Genomic DNA, 18,691 nt, shown 5'->3' on the forward strand with positions numbered 1-18,691 from the left:
CCACCGATCAGGTCGCTGCAACGTTGCCGTTGGTTACACCCGGCCGACGCACGTCCACGGAACGCGCCCACGTCCCCGAGCATCGACCGATCGACGACACTGGGAACGGCGACCGAGCGGGAGGTGATCACGGGGTGGGCGGACCCGCAGGCCGCGCCGGGCGGCTGACCCTGCGCCTCGACGCCCCCGTCGGCACCGCCGTCCAGGTCGGCACGGTGGCCGTCCCACTGGGCGGGGGCGCGGGGGCCGGCCCCGTGGCGGACGCCCGGCCGGGCACGGTGCCCTGTGCCCTACCGCCCCGCCCGCACGGTTTCGTCGGGCGGCGCCGCGAGCTCGCGGAGATCGTCCGGGCCGTCCGCGGACCCGTCCGGACGGTCCTGCTGACCGGCCGCCCGGGCGCGGGGACCACGGCACTGGCCGTCGAGGCCGCGCACCGGCTCGCCCCGCTCTTCCCCGACGGCGTCCTCACCGAGGACCTGGGCGACCACCGGTCCGGGACGGAGGGCCCTGCGGCCGGCCTGCTCGCCGGGCTGGGCCTGCCCGTCCCCGCCCACGCCGCCGACGCCCGGGCCGAGCTGCGGGCCGCTCTCGCCGAACGGCGCGTCCTCCTCCTGCTCGACGACGTCGCCGACGCCGGCCTGGTCGCCGGGCTCCTGCCCGCCCGGACCGCCTCGTTCGCCCTGCTCACCTCGGCCTGCCCGGCCACGATGCCCGAGGGCACGGCAGTCCGCGTCGAGGTCGGCGATCTGAGCCCCGACGAGGCCCGCGCCCTCCTCGGCGGCCCCGGCCCGGGCGTCGACGAGCTCGCCGCGGTCTGCGACGGTCTGCCGCTCGCGCTGCGCATCGCCGCCGCCCGCCTCGCCGCCGACCCGGACCTGACGCCGGAGCGGCTCGCCGCCGCGCTGCTCGACCGGCACCGCACGCTCACCGGGCTCCGTATCGGGGACCGGACGCTGCGGGCGTCGTACGCCGCGGCCTACGCCCACCTCGGGCCGACCGAGCGTCGCGTGCTGCGCACGCTCGGGGCGCTGCCGCTCGCCGACATCACGCCCGCGACGGCGGCGGCGCTGGCGGGCGTGGACGCCGAGTACGTCGGTCCGGCGCTGGCCGTGCTCGCGGCGGCCCACCTCGTCGACCGGCGGCCGGGCACGCCACCGCGGTACGCGCTGCGCGACCCCGCCCGACGCTTCGCGGAGGAGGCCCTGCGCGACACGGGCGGGGAGCGGATGGCCACGGCGGGCCGGCAGCGGGTCGCCCGCACCTACCTCCGCGCGCTCGACCGTGCCCGGCCCACCCCGGGCCGGCCCGCGGACCACGGCTGGTTCGCGGCCGAGTGGGACAACCTGGTCGTCGTCGCCGAGGACCTCGAGCAGTCCGACCGGGCGGGGCTCGACCAGGTCGCCGACGTCCTCGCGGACCGGGACCTGCTACGGGCGCCCTGGGCGCCCTGGTACCGGATCCAGGCCGCGGCACTGCGGTGCGCGGTGGCCGAGGGACCGCCGGAGCGGCGGGCCGAGCTGCAGGTGCGGATCGCGGTCGCACAGCGCGACCGCGGCCGCCCCGACCTCGCCGTCGGCGCACTCGACGGGGCGGAGCAACGCTTCCTCGCCGCCGGCGACCCGGTCGGGGCGGCCGGGGCCGTGCTGGCGCGGGCCGAGGTGCACCGCGAGCTGGGTGAGCCGGGCCGCGCCGAACAGCTCTACCTGCGCGTGATCGCGCTGCTGCGCGCGCACCGCGGCGCGGAGGCGGTGGAGACCACGGCGTGGGCCCTGCACGGGCTCGGGGTGGTCGCGTGCTCACGCGGCCGCACGGACCGCGCCCTGCAGTGCGGGGCGGGGGCACTCGAACGGTTCCGGGTGCTGGACCACGGGCCGGGACAGGCCGCGGTGTGGCAGGGCCTCGGCGCCGCGCGCCGCGCCGCGGGCGACCTCACCGGGGCCGTCGAGGCGTACCGCCGCAGCTGCGCGCTGCTCGCGGACCTCGGCGGGCCGGAGCCGGCGGCCCCGCGACAGGGGCTGGCCGAGGCACTGGCCGCGGCCGGGCGGTCGGATGCGGGGCGGTCGGATGCGGGGCGGTCGGATGGGGCGGCGGGCGGGCCGGGGGCGGCGCTGCGGGCCGCGGTGGCCGCGAGCGACCGGACGGGCGGGGCGAGGGCACGCCGCCGGACGGCCGCCGTGGGTCACCAGGAGTCGAAAGGGAGCTCCGTCGGCAGCGCCGCGCCGTCGTGGCCGAGCAGCGCGAGCACGTCCTCGTCGACGGCGAAACCGGACGGGGCCGGTACCGGTCCCTCGTCGGGATCGGGTTCGGCGCTCACCGCGGCTCCTTCCCGTGGCCGGTCGTCGGACCTCGATGATCGCCGGGATCCGGCCCGGTGATGTCGCACCGGTGCCACCTGCCGGGCTCAGCCCGCGGGCTCGCCCAACCTGCGGCGCAGGCCCTCGGGATCGAGGACCCGCAGCTTCCGCGGCGACGACCGGTAGCCCGTGTCGACCAGCCCGGCCTCCTGCAGCCGGGCCAGCTCCAGCCCCACGATCCGCGACCGGGCGCCCACCAGGTCGGCGATGCGCGGGTGGACCAGCGGCACGTCGATCACCACCGCGCGGCCGGGGCCGGGGACGCCGAACTCGCGGGCGTGGTCGAGGAGCACCCGCCCGATCCGGACGCCGATGCGGCCCTGCGTGTACCGGACCCGGCGGTCGGTGACGGCGCGCATCTTGGCGACGACGGCGGCCGTCACGGCCCGCTGGGCCTCCGGGTCGGCGCCGAGGAACCGGTCGAGCGCCGGGCGGGGCAGCACCCGGCAGCGGGTGGGCACGGCGGCGCGCACCATGGCGGAGCGCGGCCTGCGGTCGACATAGCCGAACTCACCGAGCAGGGAGCCCGGCCCGCGGAAGGCGAGGAACACCTCGGCCCCGTCCGCGGCGGCGACGCTCACCGTGGCGAGCCCCTCCTCCAGCAGCAGCATCGACTCCGAGGGGGAGCCCTGGAAGAGGATCGTGCCGCCGGCGGCGAAGTCGACGGGGTGCCCGAGGGCGCGCAACGCGCCCCACAGCGCGGGATCGAGGGCAGGGTCGGGCCCGGCGCCGGCCCACGGGCCGTCCGTCCGCTCCTGGGTCGTCACCGACCGGTCCCCCCGGGTGCCGAGCGGACCGGGCGGCCCGCAGGCCGAACCTACCCGCAGGGCGCCCCCACCTCGTAGGCTCCCCGTCGGCGGCGGATCGTGGTACGGGGGGACGAGTGGTCGGACGCCGGGGGGACGCGGGCGACCGGTTGTGCGTCGCGGTCGACCTGGAGGGCTACGGCAGGCGCTCGGACGCGGGCCAGGAACGGGCCCAGGAGGCCCTCGCCGGGGTGCTCGACCGGGCGTGGCGGGCGGCGCGGACGGACGCCCTGCGCCAGGCCAACGGCGACGGCGAGGTGGCCCTGCTCGGGCCGGCGGCGGAGCCCACGGCCGTGGTGGCGATGCTGGTGGCGCTGCGCGCCGGGCTGGAGGCGCTCAACCGCTCCAGCCCGCGCGACCGGCTCCGGCTGCGCGCGGCCGCCCACCGCGGACCGGGCCGCCCGGCGCGCAACGGCTTCGCCGGCAGCGGCGTGGTGCGCACCTGCCGCTTCCTCGGGTCCCGCGCGCTGCGGGCCGACCTGGCCCGCCGGCCCGGCGCCGACCTCGCGGTCGCGCTGTCCGATCCGCTCTTCGCCGAGCTGCGCGGCGTGCTGCGGGTGCGGGACTTCCGGCGCGTGCTCGTCCTCGAGCCGGCCAAGGTCTTCTCCGGCCACGCCTGGCTGCACACCGGCGGCCCGCTGCCGGCGCTGCCCGGCGCGGCCGGGTCCGCCGACGCCCCGGCCGACCTCGCGGCCGACGAGCCCGGGCCCGACACCCCCGGCATGCGGATCGAGATCGCCGACGGCGGCCAGGCCGGGACGGTCGTCCAGGCGCGGGAGCTGCACGGGGGCCTCACGATCGGACCGCCGGACCGCCGGGGCGGCGTGTGAGGGACCCGGAGCTGGACCTGCGGGTGGCCGCGCCCGTCGGGACCGTCGTGCAGGTGGGTCGGGTCCTCCTCGAGCCGGCCGCCGCGCCCCCGGTCGACGGGGTCGCCCTCACGGGACTCGTCGGTCGGGAGGGCGAGCTGGGCGCCGTGCTGCGGGCGCTCGCCGCAGGTGCGCCGGGGGTCGTGCTGACCGGCGGGCCCGGCGTCGGGACGACCGCGGTGGCCCTCGCCGCGGCCGCCCGCCTGTCCGGGCGGTACCCGGGTGGGGTCCGCTTCGTGCCGCTGACCGGTCCCGATCCGGGCCCGGCGCTGCGCGAGCTGCTGCGTGACCTCGGCGTGCGCGCCGGCGAGATCCCGCCCGCGACACCGCACCGGACCGTCCTGCTGCGCGCCGTCCTCGCCGCCGCGCCCACCCTGCTCGTGCTCGACGACGCCCGCTCGGCCGCCCAGGTCCGCGCGCTGCTCCCCGGCGGGGGTTCGGCCGTACTGGTGACCTCGGCCGGGCCGCTCGACGAGCTGCACCTGGACGGTCTGGCCCCGGTCGTGGTGCCGGGCCTGCCGCCCGCCGCGGCCGCCGCGCTGCTGCCGGGCGCGGACCACGACGTGCCCGCCCGCCCCCCGGCACCGGGTCGTCCGGGGCACGCGGCCGCGCTGCTCGAGACCTGTCACGGGTCGCCGCTCGCGGTGCGCCTGCTCGCGGGCGCCTGTCCGACGCCGGCCGCCGCGGTGCGCGCGCTGACCGGCTCGGCCCCGCCGCGCGACGCCGCGGCGGCCGCCCGTGCCGCGGCCCGGATCGCGCTGGCCGCCCTGCCCGCCGCCGAGCGCGAGGTGCTGGAGGCGGTCCGCGCCACCGGACTGCCGCTGGTCGATCCGGCCCGGTGCGCCGCGGTGCTCCCGGACGGGCTCGCCGGTGGCGCCCCGGTCGACCCGCTGCTGCGCGCCCTGCTCCGGCGCGGTCTGCTCAGCCCACGCCCGGGGCCCGGCACCGGGCCGTGGTGCGCCCTGCCCAGGGCCGTCGCCGAGGTGCTGCCGGCGGATCCGGCGTGGGCCGCCCTCCCGGCCTCACGACCGGCGGCGCTCGATCCCCCGACACCGGCCGACCACCCGGGTGTGGCACCGGACGACCGTCCCGGGCCGCCCGCGTACCCGCCGCATGCCGTTCCGGCCGCCGACTCCGCCACGCTCCTCCAGCGGCTGGTCCACCACGCCGCGGCGCACGCCGATCCCGTCGTGGGGGCCGACGCCCTGGTCCACCTCGCCGCCGCCCGCACCCGCCGGGGCGACGACACGGCCGCGCTGGCCGCCGCCACCGCCGGCCTCGATCTCGCCGACCGCGCGGGCGACCCGGTGCTCCTCGGCCGCGCCGCCCACCGACTCGCCGCCGCGCTCGCCGGGGCCGCGGAACCCGCACCGACCGCACCGACCGCGGCACCCCCACCCCCCGCACCTCCGGCGACCCCCACGACGCCGACCGGACCGGCGACAGCGACGCCGACGGGACCGCAGGTCGCGCCGGCACCGGCCGTCCCTCCCCCTCCGGTCACGCCGGCGGCGCCGGCCGTCGGAGCCGCCTACCCCGCCGGCCTCCGGGACGCCCGCGCGGCCTTCGACCTGGCCGTCGACCTGCTCGCCGGCCGCGACGACGCGGCCCACGCCCACGCCCTCCTCGACCGCGCGCACCTCGCCCGCCGGCGCGACCGTCCCGCGGAGGCGCTGGCCGACCTGCACGCCGCGCTCGCGCTGTTCCGCACGCTCGGTCGGCCCGCCGACGTCGCCGCGGCGTGGCAGGAGGTCGCGGCCGTCGAGCGGGCGGCCGGCCACCCCTGCCGGGCCGTCGCCGCCCACCGGTCCGCCCTCGCCGCCCTGGCGGAGGCCGGCGACCCCGCCGCGACCGGGTGGTCACGGCTCGCCGCAGGCCTGGTCCAGGTCGGCGAGGCCCCGGGGTGCCCTGATCTCGTCGCCGCCCGCCTCGCCGACTCCCCCGCCGCCCGGTCCGTCCGGGAGCTGCGCGAGCTGGACCCCGCCGCCCCGGACTGGGCGCTCGTCGCTGCGCTGACCGGGGGATTCTCCGGCGGCCAGTGATCCGCAGCACAGCGGACCCGTCCCGGTCAAGGTGTCCCCGGAACGAACCCGCGCGCCGACTGCGTCGCCGTGGACGTCGCAACTGTGCCAAACGATCGGTTGACTGGGTCCCACGTCACCAACCGTCTGCAGAGTCGCAGCCTGGAGGTAGCACGCGTGACCAACGACAGAGCCGTCGACGCCGTCATCGTCGGGGCCGGGTTCTCCGGCCTCTACCAGCTCCACCGCTTCCGCGGGCTGGGCCTGTCCACCCGGGTGTTCGAGGCCGCCTCCGGCGTCGGCGGCACCTGGTGGTGGAACCGGTACCCCGGCGCCCGGTGCGACGTCGAGAGCCTCGCCTACTCCTACTCCTTCTCCCCCGAGCTGGAGCAGGAGTGGACCTGGAGCGAGAAGTACGCCACCCAACCCGAGATCCTGACCTACGCCCAGCACGTCGCCGAGCGCTTCGACCTCGTCCGCGACATCACGTTCGACACCCGCGTCGAGAGCGCGGTCTACGACGCCGAGCGCGCCCGCTGGACGATCACCACCGACACCGGCGAGGTCGTCGACTGCCGCTGGTTCGTGATGGCCACCGGCTGCCTCTCGGTGTCGAAGGCACCCGAGATCCCCGGCGCCGAGCGCTTCCAGGGCCCGACCTACCACACCGGACACTGGCCGCACGAGGGCGTCGACTTCACCGGCAAGCGGATCGCGGTGATCGGCACCGGGTCGTCGGGCATCCAGTCGATCCCGATCATGGCCGGCCAGGCGGCGGACACCGTCGTCTTCCAGCGGACGCCCAACTTCTCGATGCCCGCGGGCAACCGGCCCCTCACCGAGGAGGAGGTCGCCGCCCGCAAGGCGACGTACCGGGAGTACCGCAAGGAGCAGCAGCTCTCCGCGTTCGGCGTCCCGGTCCCGCTGCCCACGCAGTCCGCGCTCGAGGTCGACGAGGCAGAGCGCACCGCCACCTACGAGTCGGCCTGGGAGCAGGGCAACCTCGTCGCCGTGCTCACCTCGTACACCGACACCCTGGTGGACAAGGACGCCAACGAGACGGCCGCCGAGTTCGTCCGGTCCAAGATCCGCGAGACCGTGCACGACCCGGAGCTGGCCGAGCTGCTGTCCCCGCGGAGCTTCCCGTACGGCACCAAGCGGCCGTGTCTGGACAGCGGCTACTACGAGACCTTCAACAAGGACAACGTCCACCTCGTCGACATCCGCAAGACCCCGCTGGTGGAGATCACCGAGAAGGGCGTGCGGACGTCGGAGCAGGAGTACGAGGTCGACGCGATCGTCTTCGCCACCGGCTTCGACGCGATGACCGGCGCCATCACCCGGGTCGACATCCGCGGGAAGAACGGGGTGTCGCTCCGGGAGAAGTGGGGCGAGGGCCCGCGTTCGTACCTGGGGCTGTCGGTCGCCGGCTTCCCCAACATGTTCACGATCACCGGCCCGTCGAGCCCGTCGGTGCTGTCGAACATGATGGTCTCGATCGAGCAGCACGTGGACTGGGTCACCGACTGCGTGCAGTGGATGCGCGACAACGGCGTGGCGGAGCTCGACGCGACCCCCGAGGCCGAGGACGAGTGGGTGCGCCACGTCGAGGAGGTCGGCGACACGACCCTCTACCCGACCGCGGACTCCTGGTACATGGGCTCCAACGTGCCCGGCAAGCCGCGGGTCTTCATGGCCTACATCGGCGGAGTCGGTGTGTACCGCGAGAAGTGCGACGACGTCGCCGCCAAGGGCTACGAGGGCTACACCAAGTCACCCGAGGTCGAGGTGGCCCGCTCCGCGTAGACCCGCGGGCCGGCACTCCTGAACCACCGGACCGCACATCCCGGGAGCTCCCGGGATGTGCGGTCCGGTGTACGGAGACCGCCGACTCGCGGGAAGGGAACTGTCAGACGCTCAGACCCGCGTCGGCGCCGGCGTTGACCGCGCGGACGAAGTCGGCCGGGGAGTCGGCGTCGCCCAGCACCCGCACCTCGATCCCCTCGCCGAGCTCCAGCCCGGCGGTGACGTCGGAACCGGTCGGGCGCCAGCCGATCGCCAGGGCGACGAGGTCGGCGTCGAGCGCGTGCGCGGTGCCGTCGGTCTCCTGCCAGTGCACGACCCCGGGCTCGATCCCGACGACGGTGGCCCGGGTCAGCACCTCCACGCCGGCCTTCTTCAGCTGCCGCACCAGCTGCCGCCGCGTGATCGCCTCGATCCCGCGGCCGATGCTGCCGCGCATCTCGACGATCGTGACCTCGGCACCCCGCGCCCGCACGAGCTCCGCGGTCTCGCAGCCGGTGGCGCTGCCGCCGACCACGACCAGTCGCGTCCCGGCCCCGACCTCGATCTCCCCGCGCAGCAGCCGCTGGGCGTCGTGCACCGTGGGTCCGTCGATGCCGGGGATCGGCGGGACCAGCGGGTCGGCGCCCGTCGCGACGACGACGACGTCCGGCCGCTCGGCCGCGACCGTCCCGGCCGACACCGGCGCGGACGTGTGGATCTCCACCCCGAGCACGGCGAGCCGCCGCGCCTGGTGCTCGCGGAACCGCAGCACCTCGCGCTTGCTCGGCGCGAGGCCCGCGACCTCCAGCTTCCCGCCGAGCTCGGCGTCGCGCTCCCAGAGCGAGACCTCGTGCCCGCGCAGCCGGGCGAGCCGCGCGGCCTCCAGCCCGGCCGGTCCGGACCCGACGACCATCACCCGCCGCGGCCGCGCCGCGGGCTCGACCTCCCAGGTCAGCTCGCGGCCGACCTCGGGGTTGACCGAGCAGCGCGCCCGCTCGCCGCGCCCGACCAGGTCGACGCAGGCATTGCACGCGATGCAGGGGCGCAGCTCGTCCCGCCGACCTTCGCGGACGAGCAGCGGCCAGTCCGGCTCGGCGATCAGCCCGCGGCCGAGCAGCACGAGGTCGGCCTCGCCGCGTTCGACGACGCTCTCGGCCAGCTCGGGGTCGTCGAGCCGCCCGACGGCCATCACCGGCAGCGAGACGGCCTGCTTGACGGCCCGGACGAGCGGGCGCATGTGCCCGCGTGGCACCGACATCGGGGCGAGCGTCTCCTGCAGCGTCAGCCAGGTTCCCGACGACACGGAGATCGACGCGACCCCCGCCGCCTCCAGCATCCGCGCGACGGCCACCGCCGACTCCGGGTCGAACCCGCCGGGCTCGGCGTCGGTCCCATTGAGCCGCCACACGAGCGGCAGGTCGCAGGCCGCGACGATCGCCCGCGCGACCTCCACCGAGAACCGCGCCCGGTTCTCCAGGGAGCCGCCGTAGGCGTCCGTGCGGTGGTTGTGCTGCGGGGACAGGAAGTTCGACGGCAGGTACCCGTGCGCGCCGTGCACCTCCAGATAGTCGTAGCCGGCCTCCTGGGCGTAGCGGGCCGCCCGGGCGTAGTCGGCGACGATCCGCTCGATCTCGGGCACCGTCAGCGCGTGCGGGACCGGCGAGGCCGAGTTCAGCGGCACCGGCGACGGCGCCACCGACGGTCCGTCGACGACCTGCCGGCCGGGGTGCATGAGCTGCACGCCGACCGTGACGTCGTACGGCCGGAGCGCCTCGACGACCCGGCGCAGCCCCGGCAGGTACTCCGGTCCGCTGATCCGCGGCTCCGGCCCGACGGTGTCCGACGAGACGAGGCAGCCCTCCACCGTGATCGCGCCGACCCCTCCTTCGGCGCGGCGGCGGTAGTAGGCCACGGTGTCGTCGGTGATGAACCCGCCGTTGTCCAGGCACGTGCCCATCGGGGCCATGACCAGGCGGTTCTTCAGCGTGAGCGGACCCAGCCGAACCGGCGTGAACAGCACGCTCACGAGAGGATCCTGAGCGCCCGCACCGGGCAGGCGTCGACGCCCAGCTTCGCCGCGTCCTCCTCGCCCTCGGGCACCTCACGGTCCGGCCCGACGGCGGAGTACCCGTCGTCGTCGAGCGGGAAGAGGTCCATGTCGACGATCGAGCACTGGCCGTGCGCCTCGCAGACCTCCGGGTCGACGCTGATCCTCATCGGTCGGTCCTCACGTGTGGGTCACCACCAGCTTCTCCATGGAGCGGGAGGCCAGCACGTCCTTCCACGCCGGCTCTTCGGCGAGCGCCAGCCCCGGCAGCCGCTCGACGATGCGCGCCACCGCGATCCGGGTCTCCATCCGGGCCAGCTGGGCGCCGATGCAGGCGTGGATGCCCTTGCCGAAGGCGACGTGCGGGTTCGGGCTCCGGCCGAGGTCGAGCGTGTCCGGGCCGGCGAACTTCTCCGGGTCCCGGTTGGCGGAGGCGAGCACGAGGTGCACCCGCTCCCCCGGCCGGATCGTCCTCCCGCGGACCTCGGTCTCGGCGACCACCCACCGGTTGAGCACCTTGATCGGGCCGTCGAAGCGCAGCAGCTCCTCGACGGCCGGGCCGATCAGGGCCGGGTCGCGGCGCAGGCGGTCGAGCTGGTCGGGGTGCCGCAGCAGGGCCAGGACCGCGTTCGCGATCGAGTTCGTGGTGGTCTCGTGGCCGGCGAAGAGCAGCAGCGCGCACATGCCGACGAGCTCGTCGTCGGTCAGCCGGTCGTCGCCTTCTTCGGCCATGAGGGCGGACAGCATGTCCTCGCCCGGCTCCGTGCGCCGCTTCTCGATCAGCGTGTGGAAGTAGGACTCCATCTCCCGCAACCCACGCAACGCCCGCTCGTGCCGGTCCGCTCGCGCGGCGCCGCCGGTGCCGAAGGCGACCAGGGCGAGCTCGTCCGACCACTCGCGGAACCGGTCCCGGTCCTCGGGCGGCGCGCCGAGCATCGTCGCGATCACCGTGGCGGGCAGCGGGTAGGCGACCTCGGAGATCAGGTCCTGCGGGCCGGAGCCGCGCACGAACGCGTCGAGGTGCGCGTCGACGATCCCGGTGATCATCGCGTCCATCGCCGCGATCCGCTGGCCCTTGAACGCGCCGGCCGCGAGCTTGCGCAGCCGGGTGTGCACGGGCGGGTCGTTGACGACCATCCAGCCCGTCATCAGGCCGAGGACGCCGGTGGCGGCGGACTCCGCCCCGGCCTGCCGCTTGCGCTCCAGCACCGGGCGGACCCGGTCGTTGGAGAAGGCCTTGTTCTGGAAAGCGGCCGAGACGTCGTCGTAGCGCGTGATCAGCCAGGCCCGGTGCGCCTTGCTCCAGTGCACCGGGTCGCTCTCGCGCAGCGCCCGGAAGACCGCGAACGGATCGGCGCTGGCCGCCGGGGTGGTGAGGTCGACGGAGTCGGTGCGGGGCACGGTCACGACGCACTCCCCACGGTCGGCCGGGACAAGCTGCGCGCGAGCCCCAGACGGTCCCGCACGATCCGGCCGCCGGTCACCCGGCCGTCTGCCACGGTGACCAGCCCGACGAGGTGCAGGGTGCCGGGCGCGCCGGTCAGCGCGGCGTCGTCGATCCCGGCGTCGGGGCCGAGCCCGCCCCCGTACGTGCCGGTGCGGGTGACCCGGAAGGCGACGTGCGGGCCTGCGGAGAACAGGTCGTCGACCTGCGACGACGCGTCGTCGAGCAGGATTTCCGGCGCCCCGTCGTCGAGGATCGCGGGCCCCGCGCCCGCACCGGACGAGATCCACGCCCGGACCACCGCCTCGGCCTCCCGGTCCGGGGCGAGCGCCACCGTGTCCCACGGCGCCAGCGCCGGCGGCTCGACGGCCGCGGGCACCCCCGAGGCGAGCTGCCGCCGCCGGGCCAGGTAGTCCTGCTCCACGAAGTTCTCGACGAGCTTGCGGCCGTTCCACCGGTACAGCCCCAGCCCGGTCCACGCCGCGCCGCGCCCGTCGTGCCTGACCGAGCGGCCGTGCTCGGAGAACCGCATGGCCAGCCGGTCGCCGTTGGTCACGATCTCGTGCACGGTCAGGCACAGGCCCGGGAACTGCGCGAACTGCTTCTGCGACGCCGGGATGTACAGCTCGTCGCGGCCCGCCACCTCGTGCGGGCCCATCCGCAGCGTGTAGCCCGGCTCCATGATCTCGGGGCAGACCGAGACGTCGTGCCGGTTGGTGTAGTCGTTGACGTAGCGCCGCATGAGCGCGACGAAAGGCTCCATTACCGCCCCTCGAACTTCGGCGCCCGCTTCCCGACGAACGCCGCGATCCCCTCGGCGGCGTCGGCGGTGGCGTGCAGGGTGGTCAGCGCAGCCGTGGAGTGGTCGAACTCCCCGCGGTCCACACCCCGGTTGACCAGGTTCTTCCCGGTGGCCAGCGCGAGCGGGGCCATCCCCGCGACCCGCGCCGCGATCTCCCGCGCGGTGTCCATCAGCGCGCCCGCCGGCACCACCTTCTGCGCCAGCCCGATCCGCAGCGCGGTCTCGGCGTCGACCCGCTCCCCGGAGAACATCATCAGCTTCGTCCAGTGCCGGCCGATCACCGACGGCGCCCGCAGCACCCCGAACCCGGGTACCAGCCCGACCGCGCTCTCCGGCATCCCGAACGTCGCGTTCTCCGCGGCCACCACGACGTCGCAGGCCAGGGCCAGCTCGCAGCCCCCGCCCATCGCGAAGCCGTTCACCGCGGCGAGCACCGGCAGCGGGGTCTCCTCGACCGCGGCGAAGGTGCGCATGCAGTCCTGCTGGAACGCCCGCTTGGCCGCGACGTCGGTCAGCTCGGCGAAGCTCGCGATGTCCCCGCCGGCGGAGAACGCCTTCTCCCCCGCCCCGGTGATGATCACCGCGCGGGTACGGCCGTCGGTCTCCAGCGTGGCCAGCGCCTCGCGCATCTCCGCCCAGAAGGTGCGGCCCATGGCGTTCAGCTTCGCCGGGTCGTCGATCGTCAGCACGGCGATGGCCACGCGGCCGTCCCCGACCTCCTCGACCTCCACCCGGACGTTGCGGGTGGTGGCCCCGTTCCTGCTGGTCAAAGCCGCCCTCCGAGCGCGATGTCGATGCTCGCCGCGACGACCTCCCGGGTCCGGCCCGGTTCGACGACGTCGTCGAGCGAGAGGTGCGCGGCGGCCTCCCAGGGCTCCGCCTCGCTGATCCATTCCGCCGTGAGCTCCGCGACCAGCGCCGCGTGCGCCTCCGGGCCCTGCTCGGCGAGCACCTTCTCCAGCCGCCGGCGGTGGATGGTGCGGATCCCGGTCTCCGGCGCCATGAACCCGAGCTCGGCACTCGGCCAGGCGTAGAGGAAGTCCGGCCTGGTCGGGCGCCCGCCCATCGCGAAGTGCCCGCCGCCGTAGGCCTTGCGCAGCACCACGCCGACCTTCGGGACCGTGGCCTCGGCGATCGCCGAGACCAGCGCCTCGTAGCCGTGCAGGATCCCGCCCCGCTCGGCCTGGGTGCCGATCATCAGCCCCGGCACGTCGTGCAGGAACACCAGCGGCAGCCCGAAGGTGTCGCACAGCTGCACGAACACCTTCTCCTTCTCCAGCGCCGCCGGGTCCAGCGCGCCCGCCCGCACGATCGGCTGGTTGCCGACCAGCCCCACCGGGCGGCCCTCGATCCGGGCCAGCGCGCACAGCAGGCTCGAGCCCCAGCCGTCCGCCCAGGGCAGGATGCTGGCCTCGTCGGCCAGGCAGGCGAAGACGTCGCGCATGTCGTAGCCCGACCGCGCCCCCAGCGGGACGATGCTCTCCAGCTCCTTCGGGTCCCGCCCCGGTGGCAGCGGCGGCGCGAGCGGCGGGCGCTGCGTGGAGTTCTGCGGCAGGTAGGACAGGAAGGCGGCGACGGCGTCCATCGCGTCGGCCTCGGTGTCGACGACCAGGTGGGCGTTGCCCGCCTCGGTCGCCGCCGCCGGGCCGCCCAGCTCGGAGTCGGTCACCTTCTCGCCGATCGCGGGCTCCACGACCGACGGCCCGGACAGCGCGATCGAGCCGCTGCGCACCATCACCACGTAGTGGGCCGTGGAGGCGTGCAGGGCGGAGTCGCCGTAGCTCGGACCCAGCACCGCCGCCGCGCGCGGCACCACCGGCCGACCCGGCGGCGGCTTGAGGAACGTGGTGAAGTCCAGGGGCAGGCCGGAGAACCGCCAGCCCGAGACGTCCGGCATCCGGCCGCCGTCGGCGTCGCAGAGCAGGACCAGGGGGAAGCCGTGCCGCTGCGCGTGCTCGATCAGCCGGCCCTGCTTGCGCATGCTGATCGGGGCCGTGGTGCCCGCGACCACGCTGGAGTCGATGCCGATGACGCCGATGCGCCGCCCGTCGAGCAGGCCGAACCCGGTCACGACGGCGTCGCCCGGGATGGGCTTCTCGCGCCGCAGCTCGGGCAGCGCCAGCGCGCCGATCTCGAACCAGGTGTCCGGGTCGACGAGCATGTCGATCCGCTCGCGCACCGGCAGCCGGCCGGACTCGCGGTGTCGCCGCAGGCCCTCGGGGCCGCCGCTGGCGTGGGCGGCCTCCTGCTTCTCGCGCAGGAGCGCGATCCTGTCCGCCATGGTGTGCGCACCGCCGTCTCCGTGGGGAGCGCTGGGGGCGCTGGGGGCGCTGGGGGCGCTGGGGGCGCTGGGAGCGCTGGGAGCGCTGGGAGCACTGCCGGGGGCGCCTGCTGGCGCCGTGGGGCTGTCCGTTGCCGTCACGGGACCTCCGCTCGTACCGGTGTCCGTCGGGTCTCGCCGACGGACGCTAGACTACCAGACGGCCGATTGGTAGACAGACCCCGTCGACCCCCCGAGTAGAGCGGAGCGGCTCGTGTCGATCCAGACCGTCCTGGTGGCGAACCGTGGCGAGATCGCCGTGCGGATCATCCGGTCGTGCCGGGAGCTCGGCCTGCGGGCCGTGGCCGTGTACTCCGACGCCGACGCCGACGCGCTGCACGTCCGGCTGGCCGACGAGGCGCACCGGATCGGGCCGGCCCCGGCGCGGGCGTCGTACCTGGACGTCGACGCGATCCTGGGCGCCGCCAAGGCCTCCGGCGCCGACGCCGTGCACCCCGGCTACGGGCTGCTCAGTGAGGACGCCGGGTTCGCCGAGGCCGTCACGGGCGCCGGACTGACGTTCGTGGGACCGCCGGCCGAGGTCATCGCCCGGATGGGCGACAAGGTCGCGGCGCGTGCCCTGGCCGACGAGTGCGGGGTGCCGGTGCCGCCGGGGACCGGGGACCTCACGCCGGCCGAGGCCTCGTCGGCCGCGGCACGGCTGGGGTTCCCGCTCGTCGTCAAGGCGTCGTTCGGGGGCGGTGGGCGCGGGATGCGGGTGGTGCACTCGGCGGGCGAGCTGGCCGACGCCATGGCCGCCGCCGGGCGTGAGGCGGGCGCGGCGTTCGGGCGGTCCGAGGTGCATCTCGAGCGGTACCTGGAACGCCCGCGGCACGTCGAGGTGCAGGTGGTCGGCGACGCGCAGGGCACCGTCGTGCACCTGTTCGACCGGGACTGCTCGGTGCAGCGGCGGCACCAGAAGCTGATCGAGGAGGCGCCGGCGTTCGGGCTGTCGGACGTGCTGCGCGCACGACTGCTCGACGCCGCCGTGACCCTCGCGAGGAAGGTGGGCTACGTCGGGGCGGGGACCGTCGAGTTCCTCGTGCTGCCGGGCACAGCGCAGACCGAGGGGGAGTTCTTCTTCCTCGAGATGAACACCCGGCTGCAGGTCGAGCACGGGGTGACCGAGCTGGTCACCGGGCTGGACGTCGTCGCCACGCAGCTGCGGGTGGCCGACGGCGTGCCGCTGCCCTTCACCCAGGACGACGTCCGGATCTCCGGCCATGCGATCCAGGCCCGCATCGCCGCCGAGGACCCGTGGGCGGACTTCCGGCCCGCGCCCGGCGCGATCACCGAGCTCGCGCTCCCGCTGGGACCGGGGGTGCGCAACGACTTCGGCGTGGAGCCGGGCGGTGGCCCGGGGAGCCGGGTCGCGCCGGAGTACGACTCGATGTTCGGCAAGGTGCTCGCGCACGGCGCCGACCGCGACGCCGCCCGGCGCCGGCTGATCGCCGCGCTCGGCGAGCTGCGGGTCGAGGGCGTGCCAACGACCGCACCCTACCTGCGCGAGGTGCTGGCCTCGGAGTCCTTCGCCGCCGGCGCCCACGACACCGGCTCGGTGCAGCGGGAGTGGGCGCCGGACCCGGCCGGGCGAGCGGCAGCCGCCGGCGGCTCCGCGGCCGGCGGGGTGGCCCCGGGCGCGGTCGCAGGCGGCACGGTCGGGTCCGGCACGGTCGGGTCCGGCACGGTCGGGTCCGGGGCCGGCGCGGTCGTCCCCACCCGCCGGGTCCGCATCGCGACGGACCGCGGCCCGGTGGAGGTGGCGGTGTACGGCCGCGCCGTCCGGCCCGGCGCCGCGGCCACGGCGTCGTCCCGCCCGCCCCGCCGGTCGGCCGGTACCGCGGCAGGAGGGACCGCCGCCGCCGGCACCGTCCCCGTCGCACCGATGGACGCGACCGTCGTCGAGGTCCGGGTGCGGCCCGGCCAGGAACTGGCGCCGGGCGACGTCGTCGCGGTGCTCGAGGCCATGAAGATGGAGATGGAGATCCGCACGGAGGTCGGCGGCACCGTCGGCCAGGTCCTCGCCGGCGCCGGCAGCCCCGTCACCGCCGGCTCCCCCTTGGTCACTCTGGCCTGAGCGGCACGCACGGGCTGCAGCCGCACGCTCCGAGATCCAGCCTCCGGCACGGGGAACACTCGGAATCCGAAGGTCCCGCCGCCCGGAGATGGATCTTGGACCGCTCAGGGGAACGGGCTCCGGTCCGGCCCACCCCCGTCGACCTCGATGCGCTGGCCGGTGAGGTACTCCCCGTCCTGCGACGCCAGGAACGCGACGACGCCGGCGACGTCGGCCGGGCGGGCGACGCGGCCGAAGGGGTAGGCGGCGTCGAGGTCGGCGATGCTCCCGCCCGCGGTCGCGGCGACCAACCGCTCCCCCATGTCCGTGGCGACGAGCCCGGGCGCGACGACGTTGACCCGGATCCCGTGCGCGCGCTCCTCGCGGGCCAGGGTGAACGCGGCCGCCTCCATCGCCGCCTTGGCCAGCGAGTACGCCGCACCCCCTTTGGGCAGCTCCCCGGTGGTGGTGCTCGAGACGACCACGACGTCCGCCCGGCCCGCGGCCCGCATCCCGGGCAGCAGCGCGCGCACGAGGTCGAGCGGGCCGAGCAGGTGCACGTCGAGCAGCCGCTGGTACTCGGACCGCTCCGTGTCGGCGATCGCGGTGCCGCGCGAGGCCGGCCCCGCGTTGCTCACCATCAGGTCCACCGGACCGAGGTCCGCGGTGACCGCCTCGAGCATCTCCTGCACCGCCGCCGGGTCGCTCACGGACGCCGGGTACGCCACCGCCCGGCCGCCGTCGGCGGTGACCTCCTCCACCACCTCCTGGGCGGCGTCGGCGTCCCGCCGGTAGTTCACGGCGACGGCGGCACCCTCGGGGCGAGCCGCAGCGCGACCCCGCGCCCGACTCCGCGGGACCCGCCCGTCACCAGGGCGGTACGGCCGCTCAGCGGACCGGGCATCGTGATCCTCCTGAGGGTCAGCGGGAGGCGCGGTCCTGCAACGCCTCCTCGGTGGCGATCCCCCGGATCGCCATCTCGGCCATCTCGGCCCCGATCTGCTCCGGGGTGAAGGTGCCGCCGGGACGGAACCAGCGGTACACCCAGTTCGTCGAGCCCAGGATCGACAGGGCCGCGAGCCGCGGGTCGAGGTCGGCCCGCACCAGCCCGCCGGCCTGCCCCTGCTCGACGAGGTCGCGGAACACGCCCTGGTAGGCGTGCTCGGACCCGAGGATCTCCTTGCGGCGCTCGGCCGGGAGCGCCGACAGCTCGTGCAGGAAGACCGCGGTGGGCACGAGGTTGCGGCAGGTGTGCTCCACGTGCCCGCGGATCACGCTCTCCAGCCGGTCCAGCGGCCCGCCGGGCACCTCCGACCGGGATCGCACGACGGCCAGGCCCTCCTTGTGCACGGCGCTGATCACGTCGAAGAGCAGGTCCTCCTTGGACTGGATGTAGTAGTACAGGCTGCCCTTGAGCATCCCGAGCCGGTCGGCGATGTCCTGCAGGGACGCGCCGTCGTAGCCCTTCTCGTAGAACACCTGGGTGGCGACCTCGATGAGCTCGGCCCAGCGCTCCTCGCGGGGTTTACGCTCTCCCCCGGAACGCCGCGCACTCCGCCCGGCCGGCTGCCGCATCCCCGCTCCCCTCGACGCGCTCGAATCGGAGGAGCCTACCAAACGGTCGACAGTCACAGGCGGGTCGCCGCGTCCAGCCGGACCACCTCGCCGTTGAGCAGCTCGTTCTCCATGAACGCGGCGACCAGGTGCGCGAAGTCGGCGGGCCGGCCGAGCCGCCTGGGGAACACGTGCAGGTCCATCAGGGCGGCGCGGCGCTTCTCGTCCGTGCCGGCCGGACATGGCCGCCACGGCGTGCCGCAGCACGTCGAAGGTGCCGACGAGGTTGACCTCCAGGGTGCGCCGGAAGACGTCGAGCGGGTGCAGGTCGCCCTTGCGCGACAGCACCCGGGCGGCCGGGCTGATGCCCGCGGCGTTGACGCAGACGTCGACCCGCCCGAACCGGTCCGCGACGGCCGCGACCGCCTTCTCGACCTGCCCCACGTCGCTCACGTCCGCCGGCACGAAGAAGGCCGCGTCGCCCAGCTCGGCCGCGAACGACTCCCCGTCCGACGACGGCAGGTCCAGGATCCCGACCTTCCCGCCGCGCTCGACCAGCATCCGGGCCGTACCGGCGCCGAGCCCGGAGGCCCCGCCGGTGACCAGCCCGACCGCGTCCGTGATCCGCACCGC

At 76.0% G+C, this 18,691-nt stretch carries 14 protein-coding genes; 5 read left to right on the forward strand and 9 right to left on the reverse strand.

Annotated elements, in window-relative coordinates; genetic code table 11:
- Positions 1-134: 134 nt before the first annotated feature.
- Entirely contained in the window at positions 135-2,375 is a 2,241-nt protein-coding gene (locus LWC35_RS40325) for a tetratricopeptide repeat protein (RefSeq protein WP_232871163.1), read from the forward strand.
- Positions 2,376-2,401: 26 nt separating this feature from the next.
- On the opposite strand, the gene LWC35_RS17230 is transcribed toward LWC35_RS40325, so the two are convergent.
- Positions 2,402-3,121 (reverse strand): Crp/Fnr family transcriptional regulator, encoded by a 720-nt coding sequence (locus LWC35_RS17230; protein WP_232871164.1) that lies wholly within the window; start codon positions 3,119-3,121, stop codon positions 2,402-2,404.
- A gap of 116 nt (positions 3,122-3,237) precedes the next feature.
- On the opposite strand from LWC35_RS17230, the gene LWC35_RS17235 reads away from it, so the two are divergent.
- The 3 genes from LWC35_RS17235 to LWC35_RS17245 all read left to right on the forward strand — a co-directional run bounded on the left by LWC35_RS17235 (position 3,238) and on the right by LWC35_RS17245 (position 7,856).
- Positions 3,238-3,990: a hypothetical protein gene (locus LWC35_RS17235; protein ID WP_232871165.1), complete on the forward strand. Its 753-nt coding sequence runs from the start codon at positions 3,238-3,240 to the stop codon at positions 3,988-3,990.
- Positions 3,987-6,071, forward strand: a complete 2,085-nt coding sequence (locus LWC35_RS17240; RefSeq protein ID WP_232871241.1) for a hypothetical protein — start codon at positions 3,987-3,989, stop codon at positions 6,069-6,071. Before LWC35_RS17235 ends, LWC35_RS17240 begins: the two co-directional genes overlap by 4 nt.
- 156 nt (positions 6,072-6,227) lie before the next feature.
- On the forward strand, positions 6,228-7,856 hold the full coding sequence (locus LWC35_RS17245; RefSeq protein ID WP_232871166.1) for a flavin-containing monooxygenase: 1,629 nt from the start codon (positions 6,228-6,230) through the stop codon (positions 7,854-7,856).
- A 103-nt stretch (positions 7,857-7,959) separates the two neighbouring features.
- Here the strand turns inward: LWC35_RS17245 and LWC35_RS17250 are convergent, their stop codons facing one another.
- The 6 genes from LWC35_RS17250 to LWC35_RS17275 are packed head-to-tail and all read right to left on the reverse strand — an operon-like array spanning position 7,960 to position 14,409.
- On the reverse strand, positions 7,960-9,861 hold the full coding sequence (locus LWC35_RS17250; protein WP_232871167.1) for an NAD(P)/FAD-dependent oxidoreductase: 1,902 nt from the start codon (positions 9,859-9,861) through the stop codon (positions 7,960-7,962).
- Complete coding sequence (locus LWC35_RS17255; RefSeq protein WP_232871168.1) at positions 9,858-10,052, reverse strand: ferredoxin; 195 nt, start codon at positions 10,050-10,052, stop codon at positions 9,858-9,860. The genes LWC35_RS17250 and LWC35_RS17255 overlap by 4 nt, the downstream gene beginning before the upstream one ends.
- Before the next feature lie 10 nt (positions 10,053-10,062).
- On the reverse strand, positions 10,063-11,289 hold the full coding sequence (locus LWC35_RS17260; protein WP_232871169.1) for a cytochrome P450: 1,227 nt from the start codon (positions 11,287-11,289) through the stop codon (positions 10,063-10,065).
- Positions 11,286-12,089: an ester cyclase gene (locus LWC35_RS17265; RefSeq protein WP_232871170.1), complete on the reverse strand. Its 804-nt coding sequence runs from the start codon at positions 12,087-12,089 to the stop codon at positions 11,286-11,288. The genes LWC35_RS17260 and LWC35_RS17265 overlap by 4 nt, the downstream gene beginning before the upstream one ends.
- The gene (locus LWC35_RS17270) at positions 12,089-12,898 is read right to left on the reverse strand and encodes an enoyl-CoA hydratase/isomerase family protein (protein ID WP_232871171.1); all 810 of its coding nucleotides are present in this window, start codon (positions 12,896-12,898) and stop codon (positions 12,089-12,091) included. Before LWC35_RS17270 ends, LWC35_RS17265 begins: the two co-directional genes overlap by 1 nt.
- Entirely contained in the window at positions 12,895-14,409 is a 1,515-nt protein-coding gene (locus LWC35_RS17275; RefSeq protein ID WP_232871172.1) for an acyl-CoA carboxylase subunit beta, read from the reverse strand. Before LWC35_RS17275 ends, LWC35_RS17270 begins: the two co-directional genes overlap by 4 nt.
- Positions 14,410-14,662: 253 nt before the next feature.
- Here LWC35_RS17275 and LWC35_RS17280 point away from each other — a divergent pair, with 253 nt between their 5' ends.
- Positions 14,663-16,525, forward strand: a complete 1,863-nt coding sequence (locus tag LWC35_RS17280) for an acetyl/propionyl/methylcrotonyl-CoA carboxylase subunit alpha (protein ID WP_232871173.1) — start codon at positions 14,663-14,665, stop codon at positions 16,523-16,525.
- Between the two features lie 104 nt (positions 16,526-16,629).
- On the opposite strand, the gene LWC35_RS17285 is transcribed toward LWC35_RS17280, so the two are convergent.
- A complete protein-coding gene (locus tag LWC35_RS17285) occupies positions 16,630-17,304 on the reverse strand; it encodes an SDR family NAD(P)-dependent oxidoreductase (RefSeq protein WP_232871174.1) in 675 nt (224 codons plus the stop codon).
- A gap of 121 nt (positions 17,305-17,425) precedes the next feature.
- The gene (locus LWC35_RS17290) at positions 17,426-18,688 is read right to left on the reverse strand and encodes an SDR family NAD(P)-dependent oxidoreductase (protein WP_232871175.1); all 1,263 of its coding nucleotides are present in this window, start codon (positions 18,686-18,688) and stop codon (positions 17,426-17,428) included.
- Between the last annotated feature and the right edge of the window lie 3 nt (positions 18,689-18,691).

The organism is Pseudonocardia kujensis (assembly GCF_021283305.1).
Classification (GTDB): domain Bacteria; phylum Actinomycetota; class Actinomycetes; order Mycobacteriales; family Pseudonocardiaceae; genus Pseudonocardia; species Pseudonocardia kujensis.

Coding starts and splice junctions, on each gene's coding strand:
- LWC35_RS17255 (WP_232871168.1), bottom strand. CDS start 10,052: ATGAGGATCAGCGTCGACCCGGAGGTCTGCGAGGCGCACGGCCAGTGC.
- LWC35_RS17265 (WP_232871170.1), bottom strand. CDS start 12,089: ATGGAGCCTTTCGTCGCGCTCATGCGGCGCTACGTCAACGACTACACC.
- LWC35_RS17275 (WP_232871172.1), bottom strand. CDS start 14,409: ATGGCGGACAGGATCGCGCTCCTGCGCGAGAAGCAGGAGGCCGCCCAC.